The organism is Streptomyces violaceoruber, from assembly GCF_033406955.1.
GTDB classification, from domain to species: Bacteria; Actinomycetota; Actinomycetes; order Streptomycetales; family Streptomycetaceae; genus Streptomyces; species Streptomyces violaceoruber.
The window spans coordinates 5,753,902-5,766,297 of record NZ_CP137734.1 but is presented as its reverse complement, the minus strand read 5'-3'; the positions used below and the strand labels follow the sequence as shown (position 1 = coordinate 5,766,297).

The 12,396-nt window shown below is 71.0% G+C and carries 15 protein-coding genes; 8 read left to right on the top strand and 7 right to left on the bottom strand.

What is annotated here, in order from left to right:
* Positions 1-85 precede the first annotated feature (85 nt).
* Positions 86-1,468: a glycine--tRNA ligase gene (locus R2E43_RS25720; RefSeq protein ID WP_003976298.1), complete on the bottom strand. Its 1,383-nt coding sequence runs from the start codon at positions 1,466-1,468 to the stop codon at positions 86-88.
* Positions 1,469-1,628: 160 nt separating this feature from the next.
* Here R2E43_RS25720 and R2E43_RS25715 point away from each other — a divergent pair, with 160 nt between their 5' ends.
* The 4 genes from R2E43_RS25715 (at position 1,629) to R2E43_RS25700 (ending at position 4,860) form a co-directional block, all read left to right on the top strand.
* Entirely contained in the window at positions 1,629-2,630 is a 1,002-nt protein-coding gene (locus R2E43_RS25715) for a zinc ABC transporter substrate-binding protein (protein ID WP_093456118.1), read from the top strand.
* 61 nt (positions 2,631-2,691) lie between these two features.
* Positions 2,692-3,462 (top strand): metal ABC transporter ATP-binding protein, encoded by a 771-nt coding sequence (locus R2E43_RS25710; RefSeq protein ID WP_011028392.1) that lies wholly within the window; start codon positions 2,692-2,694, stop codon positions 3,460-3,462.
* 13 nt (positions 3,463-3,475) lie between these two features.
* Positions 3,476-4,378 (top strand): metal ABC transporter permease, encoded by a 903-nt coding sequence (locus R2E43_RS25705; protein ID WP_011028393.1) that lies wholly within the window; start codon positions 3,476-3,478, stop codon positions 4,376-4,378.
* 62 nt (positions 4,379-4,440) lie between these two features.
* Positions 4,441-4,860, top strand: coding sequence for a Fur family transcriptional regulator (locus R2E43_RS25700; RefSeq protein ID WP_003976294.1), 420 nt, complete (start codon positions 4,441-4,443; stop codon positions 4,858-4,860).
* A gap of 110 nt (positions 4,861-4,970) precedes the next feature.
* Here the strand turns inward: R2E43_RS25700 and R2E43_RS25695 are convergent, their stop codons facing one another.
* The 4 genes from R2E43_RS25695 to R2E43_RS25680 are packed head-to-tail and all read right to left on the bottom strand — an operon-like array spanning position 4,971 to position 7,010.
* Positions 4,971-5,804: an isoprenyl transferase gene (locus R2E43_RS25695; protein WP_003976293.1), complete on the bottom strand. Its 834-nt coding sequence runs from the start codon at positions 5,802-5,804 to the stop codon at positions 4,971-4,973.
* Positions 5,805-5,816: 12 nt separating this feature from the next.
* On the bottom strand, positions 5,817-6,563 hold the full coding sequence (gene recO / locus R2E43_RS25690) for a DNA repair protein RecO (protein ID WP_030863758.1): 747 nt from the start codon (positions 6,561-6,563) through the stop codon (positions 5,817-5,819).
* A gap of 22 nt (positions 6,564-6,585) precedes the next feature.
* A complete protein-coding gene (locus tag R2E43_RS25685) occupies positions 6,586-6,807 on the bottom strand; it encodes a hypothetical protein (protein ID WP_011028395.1) in 222 nt (73 codons plus the stop codon).
* A complete protein-coding gene (locus R2E43_RS25680) occupies positions 6,804-7,010 on the bottom strand; it encodes a hypothetical protein (RefSeq protein ID WP_332056604.1) in 207 nt (68 codons plus the stop codon). The genes R2E43_RS25685 and R2E43_RS25680 overlap by 4 nt, the downstream gene beginning before the upstream one ends.
* 114 nt (positions 7,011-7,124) lie before the next feature.
* On the opposite strand from R2E43_RS25680, the gene R2E43_RS25675 reads away from it, so the two are divergent.
* The 4 genes from R2E43_RS25675 (at position 7,125) to R2E43_RS25660 (ending at position 10,392) form a co-directional block, all read left to right on the top strand.
* The gene (locus R2E43_RS25675) at positions 7,125-7,958 is read left to right on the top strand and encodes a helix-turn-helix domain-containing protein (RefSeq protein WP_011028397.1); all 834 of its coding nucleotides are present in this window, start codon (positions 7,125-7,127) and stop codon (positions 7,956-7,958) included.
* Complete coding sequence (locus R2E43_RS25670; protein ID WP_003976289.1) at positions 7,940-8,230, top strand: DUF397 domain-containing protein; 291 nt, start codon at positions 7,940-7,942, stop codon at positions 8,228-8,230. Before R2E43_RS25675 ends, R2E43_RS25670 begins: the two co-directional genes overlap by 19 nt.
* A gap of 28 nt (positions 8,231-8,258) precedes the next feature.
* Positions 8,259-8,798: a hypothetical protein gene (locus R2E43_RS25665; protein WP_003976288.1), complete on the top strand. Its 540-nt coding sequence runs from the start codon at positions 8,259-8,261 to the stop codon at positions 8,796-8,798.
* Positions 8,799-8,892: 94 nt separating this feature from the next.
* Positions 8,893-10,392 carry an alpha/beta hydrolase gene (locus tag R2E43_RS25660; RefSeq protein WP_191849421.1) on the top strand — a complete coding sequence of 500 codons (1,500 nt, stop codon included), beginning with the start codon at positions 8,893-8,895 and terminating at the stop codon, positions 10,390-10,392.
* Here the strand turns inward: R2E43_RS25660 and R2E43_RS25655 are convergent.
* Together R2E43_RS25655 and R2E43_RS25650 are read right to left on the bottom strand one after the other, a co-directional pair.
* Entirely contained in the window at positions 10,380-11,075 is a 696-nt protein-coding gene (locus R2E43_RS25655) for a response regulator (RefSeq protein WP_003976286.1), read from the bottom strand. The two genes, R2E43_RS25660 and R2E43_RS25655, sit on opposite strands and share 13 nt — an antisense overlap.
* Positions 11,072-12,349 (bottom strand): sensor histidine kinase, encoded by a 1,278-nt coding sequence (locus R2E43_RS25650; RefSeq protein ID WP_030863745.1) that lies wholly within the window; start codon positions 12,347-12,349, stop codon positions 11,072-11,074. Before R2E43_RS25650 ends, R2E43_RS25655 begins: the two co-directional genes overlap by 4 nt.
* Between the last annotated feature and the right edge of the window lie 47 nt (positions 12,350-12,396).

Sequence of the window (12,396 nt, the reverse complement as noted above, 5' to 3'; positions counted from 1 at the left end):
CTCCCGACCGAGTCGGGTGGTGGGTGGGCACAGGCCCCGGGGCCCAGGGGGCGGAGCCCCCTGGTACCTCAACGCAGACGGACGTTCAGCACCCAACCAGCCGAGAGGCGAGGTACCCCTCGATCTGGTCGAGAGACACACGCTCCTGCTTCATGGTGTCCCGCTCCCGAACGGTCACCGCGTTGTCGTCGAGCGTGTCGAAGTCGACGGTCACGCAGAACGGCGTGCCGATCTCGTCCTGACGGCGGTACCGGCGCCCGATCGCACCCGCGTCGTCGAACTCGATGTTCCAGTTCTGCCGCAGCGCCTGCGCGAGCCCCTTCGCCTTCGGCGACAGCTCCGGGTTGCGGGACAGCGGCAGCACGGCCACCTTCACCGGGGACAGCCGCGGGTCGAGCCGCAGCACGGTGCGCTTCTCCAGCTTGCCCTTGGCGTTCGGCGCCTCGTCCTCGATGTACGCGTCGAGCAGGAAGGCGAGCATCGCGCGCCCGACACCGGCCGCCGGCTCGATGACGTACGGCGTCCAGCGCTCCTGGGCCTCCTGGTCGTAGTAGGAGAGGTCCTGGCCGGAGGCCTTGGCGTGCGAGGAGAGGTCGTAGTCGGTCCGGTTGGCGACGCCCTCCAGCTCGCCCCACTCGCTGCCGCCGAAGGAGAAGCGGTACTCGATGTCGGCGGTGCGCTTGGAGTAGTGGGAGAGCTTCTCGGCCGGGTGCTCGTACCAGCGCATGTTCTCCTCACGGAGACCAAGGCCCGTGTACCAGTTCCAGCGCTGCTCCATCCAGTATTCCTGCCACTTCTCGTCCTCGCCCGGCTTGACGAAGAACTCCATCTCCATCTGCTCGAACTCACGGGTGCGGAAGATGAAGTTGCCGGGCGTGATCTCGTTGCGGAAGGACTTGCCCATCTGGGCGATGCCGAACGGCGGCTTGCGCCGCGAAGTGGTCTGCACCTGGGCGAAGTTGGTGAAGATGCCCTGGGCGGTCTCGGGTCGCAGGTAGGCGACGGAGCCGCTGTCCTGGGTCGGGCCGAGGTGGGTGGAGAGCAGACCGGAGAACTGCTTGGGCTCGGTGAAGGTGCCCTTGTTGCCGCAGTTGGGGCAGTTGAGGTCGGCGAGGCCGTTCTCCGGGGCGTGCCCCTTCTTCTCCTCGTACGCCTCCTCCAGGTGGTCCGCGCGGAACCGCTTGTGGCAGGAGGTGCACTCGGTCAGCGGGTCCGTGAAGGTGGCGACGTGACCGGAGGCCACCCAGACCTCGGGGGCCAGGATCACGGAGGAGTCGAGACCGACGACGTCCTCGCGCGAGGTGACCATGTAGCGCCACCACTGGCGCTTGAGGTTCTCCTTGAGCTCGACACCCAGCGGACCGTAGTCCCAGGCGGCGCGCTGACCGCCGTAGATCTCACTGCACGGGAATACGAAGCCACGGCGCTTGCTCAGGCTGACGATGGTGTCGATCTTGTCGGCGGCCACGGTGCTCTCTTCATTACGACGACGGGCGACGAAGCGAGATGCTTCCAGAGAATGCTTCAGGTTACCGGCGTGGGTCGCCCCACGGCCAAATCGGGGCCTCCCAGCTGCGGAATCGTCCGCTTGTTGACAACGGTTTCCATATTTGTTGAAAATGAGTGTCATGAACGTACGACGACGCCGCATATCCGGCATAGCAGTCACCGCGGCCACCGCGCTCGGCCTCGGCACCCTCTCGGCCTGCTCCAGCGACAGCTCGGCGGCGGGCAACACCGACAAGTTCGACGTCGTCGCGTCGTTCTACCCCATGGAATACCTCGCCGAGCAGATCGGCGGGGACCACGTGAACGTCACCACGCTCACCGAGCCCGGCCAGGAGCCGCACGACCTGGAGCTGAGTGCCAAGCAGACCGCCCGGATGGGCGAGGCGGACGCGGTGCTCTACCTCAAGTCCCTCCAGCCCGCCGTGGACGAGGCCATCGCCCAGTCCGACGTGAAGACGAAGATCGACGCCGCCTCGCTGACGAAGCTGGAGGACCACGGCAACGTCGAGCACGACCATGACCACGGCGGCGAGGAGCACGCGGACGAGCACGCCGAGGAGGAGCACGCCGAGGAGGAGCACTCCGAGGGCGGCGAGCACGCGCTCGACCCGCACGTCTGGCTGGACCCGGTGAAGTACGCCGAGATCGCCCAGGGTGTCGCCGAGTCCTTCGAGAAGGCCGACCCGGACCACGCCGGCGACTACCGCAAGAACGCCGAGGCGCTGGCGAAGAAGCTGAGCGGCCTGGACACGGCGTACAAGGACGGCCTGAAGAACACGGCCACCAAGGTCTTCTTCACCAACCACGCCGCCTTCGGCTACCTCGCCGAGCGCTACGGCCTCACCCAGGAGGCCATCAACGGCCTCGACCCGGAGAGCGAGCCCAGCCCCGCCCGGATCAAGGAACTCCAGCAGGAGGCCAAGGCCGACGGCGTCACCACCGTCTTCTACGAGACACTGGTGTCCGACAAGACCGCGAAGACCCTCGCCAAGGACGCGGGCCTGAAGACGGACGTCCTCGATCCGCTGGAGGGCATCACCGACAAGTCCAAGGGCGAGGACTACGTCGGGGTCATGGAAGCCAACCTCAAGGCGCTCGAAACCGCCCTCGGCGCCAAGTAAGCAGCCCGGCCGGGCAGCCCGAACGGGCGGCCCGGCCCGTTCGATCGTTACGGAGGACATCGTGAGCGACGAGTCCGTCATATCCCTGCGTGGCGTCCGCGCCGAGCTGGGCTCACGCCCCGTCCTGCGCGGCATCGACCTCACCGTGCGGCGCGGCCAGGTGGTCGCGCTGCTCGGCGCCAACGGCTCGGGCAAGTCCACGGCCGTGCGCACGATCATCGGCCAGGTGCCGGTGACGGCCGGCGAGATCGAGCTGTTCGGCACCCCCAGGCGCCGCTTCCGCGACTGGGCGCGCGTGGGCTACGTCCCGCAGCGCACCACGGCCGCGGGCGGCGTCCCCGCCACGGTGACCGAGGTGGTCTCCTCGGGCCGGCTCTCCCGGGCCCGCTTCGGCGTCCTGCGCAAGGCCGACCACGAGGCCGTACGCCGCGCCCTCGGCCTGGTCGGCATGGCCGACCGCGCCAAGGACTCGGTGAACGCCCTCTCCGGCGGCCAGCACCAGCGCGTGCTGATCGCCCGCGCGCTCGCCGCCGAACCCGAACTGCTGATCATGGACGAGCCGATGGCGGGCGTCGACCTGGCCAGCCAGGAGGTGCTGGCGGAAACCCTGCGCGGGCAGGTCGCGGCCGGCACCACCGTCCTCCTCGTCCTGCACGAGCTGGGCCCGCTGGAGCCGCTGATCGACCGGGCCGTGGTGCTCCGCGACGGCTGCGTCCTGCACGACGGCCCGCCGCCCGAGGCGGTCGGCCAGCACGCGCTGCCCGGCCACGACCACGTCCACCCGCACGCACCGGCGGGCGCCGAACCGATCCGCACCGGCCTGCTGAGCTGAGAAGGCGACGACCATGGAAATCCTGAACTACGCCTTCATGCAGCGGGCGCTGCTCGCCGCCGTCCTGGTGGGCATCACCGCCCCGGCCATCGGCATCTACCTGGTCCAGCGCCGCCAGGCCCTCATGGGCGACGGCATCGGCCACGTGGCGATGACCGGCGTCGGCCTCGGCTTCCTGCTCTCCTGGTCCCCGGTGTGGATGGCGACCCTGGTCTCCGTCCTCGGCGCGGTCCTCATGGAGCTGATCCGCTGGTACGGCAAGACCCGCGGCGACATCGCCCTCGCCATGCTCTTCTACGGCGGCATGGCGGGCGGCGTGATGTTCATCAACCTCGCGCCGGGCGGCTCCAACGCCAACCTCACCTCGTACCTCTTCGGGTCCCTGTCGACGGTCTCCGAGTCCGACGTCACCGCGATCTGCGTGCTGGCCGCCTTCGTGGTCCTCGTCACCGTCGGGCTGCGCCGCCAGCTGTTCGCCGTCAGCCAGGACGAGGAGTTCGCCCGGGTCACCGGGCTGCCGGTGCGCGCGCTGAACCTGCTGACGGCCGTCACGGCGGCGGTCACGGTGACCGTCGCGATGCGCGTCGTCGGCCTGCTCCTGGTCTCCGCGCTGATGGTGGTCCCGGTGGCCGCCGCCCAGCAGCTCACCCGCAGCTTCGCCGCCACCTTCGCGATCTCCGTCGCGCTCGGCGTGAGCGTGACCATCGGCGGCACGGTCACCTCGTACTACCAGGACGTGCCGCCCGGCGCGACGATCGTGCTGCTCACCATCGGCGCGTTCATCCTGCTGAGCCTGCTGGCCGCACCGCTGGCCAGGCGACGCGCGCGGGCACTCGCCGCCGCGCGGCCCGCCGAGGATCCGGCGGAGTGCAAGATTCCGGCCACCAGGGGGGCCGCCGACGAGGTCGGCGTCTGACCGCGGGCCGACCGGGCTGGCACAATGGCCCGGCAAGCCGCGAAGACGTGAGGAGGAATCCAGTGACCACCGCTGGACCGCCCGTGAAGGGCCGCGCCACCCGGCAGCGGGCTGCCGTGTCGGCCGCCCTTCAGGAGGTCGAGGAGTTCCGCAGCGCGCAGGAACTCCACGACATGCTCAAGCACAAGGGCGACGCGGTCGGGCTCACCACGGTCTACCGCACCCTTCAGTCCCTCGCCGACGCCGGTGAGGTCGACGTCCTGCGCACCGCCGAGGGCGAGTCCGTCTACCGGCGCTGCTCCACCGGCGACCATCACCACCACCTGGTCTGCCGCGCCTGCGGCAAGGCGGTCGAGGTGGAGGGCCCCGCCGTCGAGAAGTGGGCCGAGGCCATCGCCGCCGAGCACGGCTACGTCAACGTGGCGCACACGGTGGAGATCTTCGGCACCTGCGCCGACTGCGCGAGGGCCTCCGGCGGTTGAGCCGGTGGGGCCGGGGCTGTGCCCCGGGCCCCTGTATCGGCCTGAACGGCTCGTCCTCGAACTTCCCCAGAGGGGGTACCCTCAGACGGGCCGATTCTGCCACCCGGGGCTTACCGGGTACTGCGGCCTTCCATGGCCAGAAGCTCCTCGTTGGGGATGGCGCCGCCGAAGCGGCGGTCCCGGGAGGCGAACTCCAGGCAGGCCCGCCACAGGTCGCGCCGGTCGAAGTCGGGCCACAGGACGTCCTGGAAGACCATCTCCGCGTACGCGCTCTGCCACAGCAGGTAGTTCGACGTCCGCTGCTCCCCGCTCGGCCGCAGGAACAGGTCCACGTCCGGCATGTCCGGGTAGTACAGGTACTTCGCGAGCGTCTTCTCGTTGACCTTGGCCGGGTCGAGCTTCCCGGCCCGCACGTCCTCGGCGAGGGCCTGCGCCGCGTCGGCGATTTCCGCCCGCCCGCCGTAGTTCATGCAGAAGTACAGCGTGAGCCGGTCGTTGTCCTTGGTCTGCTCCTGCGCGACCTGGAGCTCCTTGGCCACCGACTTCCACAGCCGGGGCATCCGCCCCGCCCAGCGCACCCGCACGCCCAGCTCGTCGAGGGTGTCGCGGGACTTGCGGATGAAGTCGCGGTTGAAGTTCATCAGGAAGCGCACCTCTTCGGGCGAGCGCTTCCAGTTCTCGGTGGAGAAGGCGTACAGGGAGATGTTCCCGACGCCCATCTCGATCGCGCCCTGGAGCACGTCCATGACCTGCTCGGCACCGACCTTGTGCCCCTCGGTGCGCGGCAGCCCGCGTTCCTTGGCCCAGCGCCCGTTGCCGTCCATGACGATCGCCACGTGCTCCGGCACCAGGTCGCCGAGCTTCGGCGGCCGCGCGCCGGAGGGGTGCGGCTCCGGCGTCCTGTACTCCCGGCGCTGCCGCCCCAGAATCCCGCGTACGGCCATATCGGTTCTCTCCTACTTCTCGACGTACCGCAGGGAGCGCAGTCCCCGCTCAAGGTGCCAGTGCAGGTAGGCGGAGACCAGTCCGCTCCCCTCCCGCACGTACCGCGGCTCGGCCGCGTCCGCCGTACCCCAGTCTCCCGTAAGCAGCGCCCCGAGCAGTTCCAGGGCCTGCGGCGAGGGTACGACGCTGCCGGGCACCCGGCAGTCGACGCAGACGGAGCCGCCCGAGCCGACCGAGAAGAACCGGTTGGGACCGGGCATACCGCACTTCGCGCAGTCCCCGAAGGTCGGGGCGTACCCGTTCACGGCCAGCGAGCGCAGCAGGAACGCGTCCAGCACCAGCGTCGGCGCGTGCTCGCCCCGGGCGAGGGTCCGGAGCGCGCCGACCAGCAGCAGGTACTGCTGCACCGCCGGCTCGCCCTCGTGGTCGGTGAACCGCTCGGCCGTCTCCAGCATGGCGGTCCCCGCGGTGTAGCGCGCGTAGTCGGTGACGATCCCGCCGCCGTAGGGCGCGATCGTCTCGCTCTGCGTGCACAGCGGCAGCCCGCGCCCGACCAGCTCGCTGCCCTTCGAGAAGAACTGCACGTCCACGTGCGAGAACGGCTCCAGCCGCGCGCCGAACTTCGACTTCGTGCGCCGCACCCCGCGCGCCACGGCGCGTACGCGCCCGTGACCGCGCGTGAGCAGGGTGATGATCCGGTCCGCCTCACCCAGCTTCTGGGTGCGCAGCACGATGCCGTCGTCGCGGAACAGGCTCATGCCGCCCATTCTCGCGCATCCTTCAAGGCACCTCGCCACGGCTTCGGGCGTTGGTGTACGCCGTCGCCGCGCTGAGCCGCTCCGACGCGGTGGCGTGGCGTACGTCACCCGGCTCGGCGTCCCACTCCCGTCCCCCGCCGTACGGCCGCATCTGCACGTACGGCCCCTCGTGCCCCATGACGATCCCGACCCGTCCGCTGCGGGTGTCCACGGCGTAGACCCCGACGGGCGGCATCGTCGTCATCGCAGCACCGCGGCGAGGCGCTGCGCGGTCTCGACGGAACACCGGCCCAATTCGATGAGCGGGCAGGGTTCCTCCCGCGCAAGACTCACCGGGTCGAGACCGAGTGAGGGCAGAACAATTCCTGCCTCCGCGAGCGCCGCCCGCAATTCTTTCACCGTGTCCTCCCCTCCTTCGACGCAGAGCGCCGAGTGCCGTGCCTCCATCGCTTTCCCTTCCCTTTACGGTTTCACTCTTCGCGCCCCCAGAATGCCGCGACGTGCCTACACTCGGCAGGAGTACGTGCACTACAAGTGCGGGTCAGCACATGGGGGTTGGTTATGGCCAATGGTTCACGGCAGGCCGCGTGGGAGTTCTTCGGAACGGAACTGAAACGACGGCGAGAGGACGCCGGAATCACCCAAGTGGACCTGGGATCCAGGGTTTTCGTCTCCGGTGGCTACATCGGCCAGTTCGAACAGGCAATTCGGAAACCACAGTTGGATGTGGCCCAGCGGATCGACGAGGCGCTACAAACCGACGGTATTTTCGAGCGCCTGTGCCGGAAGCTGATTGATGATCCCCGGTATGCGGATTACTTCGCCGGGGTGGTCGAGCTGGAGCGGCTGGCCACGAAGATCTGCGAGTTCGCCCCGACGGTCGTGCCGGGCCTGCTCCAGACCGCCGACTACGCCCGCGCGGTCACCATCGCCGCGAACCCCTTCAAGCCGGACTCGTACGTCGACGACATCGTCGCCGCGCGTTTGGAGCGGTCGCTGATCCTGGCCGACGCTACAAGGCCCGAGTATTGGGTGACGTTGCACGAGAACGTGCTGCGGATCCCGGTGGGCGGCCCGCAGGCGATGGCGGCACAACTGGAGCACGTGGCGCGGCTGATGCGGGAGCGCGCGGCGGTCGTGACGGTGCTGTCGTTCGGGGCGGGGGCGCATGCGGCCATGAACGGCTCTCTGAAGCTGATGGAGTTCGAGGACGCACCTCAGGTCGCCTATACAGAGACGTCGTTTTCGGGAACGCTGGTCGACGACCCGGCCGTGGTGAAGCGGGCACAGCGCGCATACGATCTGCTCAGGGTCGCCGCGCTGTCGCCGGAGGCGTCCCTGGCCCTGATCGACTCGGCGGCGGAGGACTTCAGACGATGCGCGAGTACGACCTGACGGACGCCCGCTGGACGAAGAGCAGCTACAGCAACGGCGAGGGCGGCGACTGCTTTGAGGTCGCGCAAGACTTCCCCGGCGCCGCCCGCTGGCGCAAGAGCACGTACAGCAACGGCGACGGCGGCAACTGCCTCGAAGTCACCGACGGAGTCCCCGGCGTCATACCCGTCCGGGACAGCAAGGTGGCCGACGGCCCGGTGATCGTCGTCGGGTCGGCGGCCTGGACGGAGTTCGTCCGCACCGTTGTTCAGTCCCGCGGAGCGGGTGTCTGAACAACTCGTCCGGCACTTGAGTGGCCCCATGCTCACGCGCCGATCCGCCCTCGCCCTGTCCGCAGCCGCCACGACGCTCCTGACGCTGTCCGCCTGCGGCGGCGATGACGGGAAAGCGGCCGACCGGAAACCGACCCGGGCCGCTTCCTCCGCCCCGGCGGACTCGGGGCAGCCGTCGGCGGCCGCGTCCTCGGCCGGGCCCGCGACCCCGGCGGAGCTGATGCCGGCCTACCGGATCGCCTACGGCGTGAGCAGCTCCCCGATGTGCAGCCACGTCGCCTGGGACGACCCGGGGTGCGGGAAGGACCTGACCGCCGCCGGGGAGCTCGCCGGCGCCATGGCCGAGAGCGTCGAGCGGGACTTCCCGGACGGTCAGTACACGGACGTCGAGGACTCCGCGGGGCAGGTGGTGAAGGCGGTGAACACCGTCCGCAAGCTCGGTTGCTACGGCATGGGTTCCACACCGCCCAAGACCGACTCGGCCAAGCTGCGGGAGCTGTGCCCGTCCATGAGCACCATCGCCTCCCTGGCCTGGCTCGACTTCGAGACCAACGTGAGCGACTGGTAGCCCCGCACAGCGCTCTCCCTAGGGGGTAACCCCCCGTAAATATCGGGATGTTGCCCGGATGTGGCGCCCCCCGGAATTCCGCGAGGCTCCTCGCATGACGCAGCGCAAGCGAAGCAGAAGCATCCGCAACGCCGCCATCGTCGGCGTGTCCACCGCCCTCCTCGGCGTCACCGCGCCGGTGACCGCCTCCGCGGCGGGTGGGAGCACAACCGATGCCCTCACCTGGTCCGCCTGCGAGGGCACCGGGCTCGACCCCCGGCAGGAGTGCGCCACCCTCGACGTGCCGATGGACTACGCCGATCCCGACGGCCCCCGTATCGAGATGGCCGTCTCCCGCATCCCCGCCGAGAAGCCGGACGCCCGGCGCGGGGCCCTGCTGCTCATCGCCGGCGGGCCGGGCGGGTCGAGCCTCAACGACCCGTCGGGGAAGGGGCAGAAGCTCCCCCAGGAGGTCCGCGACACCCACGACCTCATCGGGTTCGCACCGCGCGGCCTCGCGCCGTCCACTCCCGCCGACTGCGGGCTGGAGTACGGCGACCTCGCCACCTCCAGGCTGCGCCCCTGGCCGGCCCCCGACGGCTCGGTGGACGGGAACATGACCACCGCCCGGCGCATGGCCGACGCCTGCGCACGCAACGGCGGCGAGCTGATCAAGCACCTCAGCACCGCCAACGAGGCCCGCGACATCGACCGCCTCCGGGCCGCGCTCGGCGAGCGGAGGATCTCGGCGTGGGGAGTGTCGTACGGGACGTACGTCGGGTCCGTGTACGCGCAGTTGTTCCCGCACCGCACCGACCGGATCGTGCTGGACAGCGTCGACAACCCCGACCCGGCTCTGGTCAACCGTGCCTGGCTCGCGGCGCACGAGCGGGGCGTCGAGGACACCTTCCCGCACTTCGCCGCGTGGGCGTCGAAGCCCGGCAACCCCGACCGCCTGGCGGACCGGGCCGCCGACGTGCGGCCGCTGTTCCTGCGGCTCGCCGCCCGGCTCGACCGGGAGCCGATCCCGTGGCCCGGCGCCAATCCCGAGGAGCTGAACGGCAACGTGCTGCGCCAGACCATGCTGGACAGCTTCGCCGCCCCCGGCCGCTACCCGACGCTCGCCCGGCTGATGCGGGCCGCGGCGGAGGGCACCGTGCCGCCCGCGCCCCAGGCGCCGCCCGAGGCCGTGCTCCAGAACGTCGCCGCCGTGGGCGCCGGGGTGCTCTGCAACGACGTGGCATGGCCCAAGGGCGCGGCCGGGTACGAGAAGGACGTCGCCGAGAGCCGCGCCAAGTACCCGCTCACCGCCGGGATGCCCCGCAACGCGATGCTCTGCGCGGCCTGGCCGTACCCGCCGCGTGAGGCACCGGTGCGGATCACCGACCGGGGGCCGTCCAACGTGCTGCTCGTGCAGAACGAGCGGGACGTCAACACCCCGCTCGCCGGCGCGCTGCGGATGCGGGAGGCGCTCGGCCGGCGCGCGGTCATGGTGACCGTGGACTCCACCGGCCACGACTCCTACCTGGCCAACGGCACCGCCTGCGGGGACGCCACGGTCTCCCGCTTCCTGGCGACCGGACAGCGGCCGGGGTCGGACGTCTACTGCGACTGAGACGTCTGCTGCGACTGACCCGCGCCCGGCGTCACCAGGCCCGACTCGTAGGCCACGATGACGAGTTGGGCCCGGTCCCGCGCTTCCAGCTTGCCCATGATGCGGCTGACGTGGGTCTTCGCGGTGAGCGGGCTCAGGCCCAGGGCCTCGGCGATCTCCGTGTTGTTGAGGCCCCGGGCCACCAGGGTGAGGACCTGGCGTTCCCGCTCCGACAGGCAGTCGGGGCCCGATCCGGGCGGGTGGAGGGCCGACGGGCTGCGCAGGAAGCGCTCGATCAGGCGGGCCGTCGGGCCGGGTGAGAGAAGGGCGTCGCCCGCCGTCACCGTGCGGATGGCCTCCAGGAGTTCGGCGGGCCTGGTGTCCTTGACCAGGAATCCGGAGGCGCCCGCGCGCAGCGCCTCCACGATGTTCTCGTCGGTGTCGTAGGTGGTGAGGACCAGCACGCGGACCCCGGCCAGATCCTCGTCGGCGGCGATCAGCCGGGTCGCCTCGATGCCGTCCAGGTCGGGCATCCGTACGTCCATGACGACCAGGTCGGCGCGTCGGGCGCGGGCCAGCTCCACGGCCTGGCGGCCGGTGCCGGCCTCGCCGACCACCTCCATGTCGGGGGCCGACGCCACCAGCAGGGCGAACGCCGCGCGGACGAGGTTCTGGTCGTCCGCCAGCAGCACGCGTATCGTCATGCGGTTCTCTCCGGGGTCGGGTGGGCGGTACGGGTCGGGGCGGGGGTCGGCAGTACGGCCGTCACCTCGAAGCCGGCGGCGCCCCGGCGCGGTCCGGCGTCGAGTGTGCCACCCACGCTGCGGGCCCGCTCGCGCATGCCGACGAGGCCGAAGCCCGGGGTGCCCGCCGGGTCCGGGCCGGTGCCGTCGTCGGTGACGGACAGCCGCAGGGCGCCCCGCTCGCCGTGCACCGCGACGCGGACGGACGGCTTGGGTCCCGCGTGCCGGACGGCGTTGGTCAGCGCCTCCTGCGTGATGCGGTAGACGGCGGCACCGACCGCGGGCGGGACGTCGTCGGCGCGCACCGACAGGTCGACGTCCGCTCCGGCGAGCCGGGCACTCTCCGCCAGGTCGGGCAGCCCGCTCAGGCCGGGCAGCGGACCGCGGGCGTCGGGGACGCCGGCGGTGTCCTGCCCCCTGAGCACCTCGAGGGTGGTGCGCAGTTCGCCGCGCGCCGAGCGGCAGGTCTCGGCGATGTCGTCGAGGGCCTTGGCGACGGCCTCCCGGTCCAGTCGTTCGGGATCGGCGGTCAGGACGTGGGCGGCGACCGAGGTCTGCACGCCGATGAGGGTGATGCTGTGCGCCAGCAGGTCGTGCAGGTCCCGGGCGACGCGCAGGCGTTCCTCGGCGACGCGGCGCCGGGCCTCCTCCTCGCGGGTGCGTTCGGCGCGTTCGGCGCGCTCCACTATGGCGGCGACGTACTGGCGGTAGTACCGGACGTCGATGCCGCAGAAGAGGATGGCGATGACCCAGCCCGAGGTGCGGATCAGTTCGAGCGCCTGGTGGGTGTCGACGATGAGCATGATGCTCACGGACACGGTGAGGACCGCGATGCCGGTCAGGATGGTGCGCAGCGGACGGCCGGTGACCGCCAGCGTGTAGAGGGCCACGTAGGAGGCGGGGCCCACGGCGGTGTGGTTGTTGTCCATCGCGTGGTACGGCGCGACCACGGCGACCAGCGCCGCGAGCACCAGCAGCGGGTGGCGCCGCCGCCACACGATCGGGACGTGCGCGGCGACCAGCAGCGTCCAGCCGAGGGCGTCCGGGCGGCGGCCGTCGTCGGTGAACAGCGCCAGGCAGACGGCGCCGAGGAGGAGGACCCCGGCGAGCACGGTGTCGTTGCGGGTGCCGTGCTCGGCCGTGCGCGGGTCGCGGTTGATCGCGGCGATGATCCGCTCGCCCCTGCGGGGCCGGGCGGTCCGCCGCGGGTTCGTCGCTGTCGTGGTTGCCTGCACGCGTCCATACTCCGCGACGAACGCGCCCCTCCGGGAGGGGAGGGGCG

What these genes read in the sequence shown, in the direction of transcription:
- R2E43_RS25705 (WP_011028393.1), top strand. Translation starts at nt 3,476, where the DNA reads ATGGAAATCCTGAACTACGCCTTCATGCAGCGGGCGCTGCTCGCCGCC.
- R2E43_RS25685 (WP_011028395.1), bottom strand. Translation starts at nt 6,807, where the DNA reads ATGACGACGATGCCGCCCGTCGGGGTCTACGCCGTGGACACCCGCAGC.
- R2E43_RS25670 (WP_003976289.1), top strand. Translation starts at nt 7,940, where the DNA reads ATGCGCGAGTACGACCTGACGGACGCCCGCTGGACGAAGAGCAGCTAC.
- R2E43_RS25655 (WP_003976286.1), bottom strand. Translation starts at nt 11,075, where the DNA reads ATGACGATACGCGTGCTGCTGGCGGACGACCAGAACCTCGTCCGCGCG.
- R2E43_RS25665 (WP_003976288.1), top strand. Translation starts at nt 8,259, where the DNA reads ATGCTCACGCGCCGATCCGCCCTCGCCCTGTCCGCAGCCGCCACGACG.
- R2E43_RS25695 (WP_003976293.1), bottom strand. Translation starts at nt 5,804, where the DNA reads ATGGCCGTACGCGGGATTCTGGGGCGGCAGCGCCGGGAGTACAGGACG.
- R2E43_RS25660 (WP_191849421.1), top strand. Translation starts at nt 8,893, where the DNA reads ATGACGCAGCGCAAGCGAAGCAGAAGCATCCGCAACGCCGCCATCGTC.
- R2E43_RS25715 (WP_093456118.1), top strand. Translation starts at nt 1,629, where the DNA reads ATGAACGTACGACGACGCCGCATATCCGGCATAGCAGTCACCGCGGCC.
- R2E43_RS25675 (WP_011028397.1), top strand. Translation starts at nt 7,125, where the DNA reads ATGGCCAATGGTTCACGGCAGGCCGCGTGGGAGTTCTTCGGAACGGAA.
- R2E43_RS25680 (WP_332056604.1), bottom strand. Translation starts at nt 7,010, where the DNA reads ATGGAGGCACGGCACTCGGCGCTCTGCGTCGAAGGAGGGGAGGACACG.
- recO (WP_030863758.1), bottom strand. Translation starts at nt 6,563, where the DNA reads ATGAGCCTGTTCCGCGACGACGGCATCGTGCTGCGCACCCAGAAGCTG.